Source organism: Escherichia sp. 94.0001, assembly GCF_013369155.2.
Classification (GTDB): Bacteria; Pseudomonadota; Gammaproteobacteria; order Enterobacterales; family Enterobacteriaceae; genus Escherichia; species Escherichia coli_F.
In genome coordinates this window covers 1-272 of sequence record NZ_JABWMS020000306.1, presented here as the reverse complement: position 1 = coordinate 272, position 272 = coordinate 1, and the positions used below count along the sequence as shown (strand labels likewise).

Annotated in this window: 1 protein-coding gene; it reads left to right on the top strand. The window is 54.4% G+C overall.

Annotated features, from left to right (window positions below; all coding sequences use genetic code 11):
- The coding region (locus HEN33_RS25865) for a glycoside hydrolase family protein (protein WP_183083570.1) at positions 1-272 on the top strand (272 nt) is incomplete at both ends.

The following is a 272-nucleotide window of genomic DNA, read 5'->3' as shown; positions in this document are numbered from 1 at the left end:
CTGCGCCTGAAATCCTCGACCAGTTTCTGGATGAAAAGGAAGGTAACCACACCACGGCATACCGTGATGGCGCGGGTATCTGGACCATCTGTCGCGGTGCCATTCTGGTGGATGGTAAACCTGTCGTCCCGGGCATGAAGTTGTCGAAGGAGAAATGCGACCAGGTTAACGCCATCGAACGTGATAAGGCGCTGGCATGGGTGGAGAAAAACATCAAAGTGCCACTGACCGAACCCCAGAAAGCGGGGATTGCGTCATTCTGTCCGTACAAC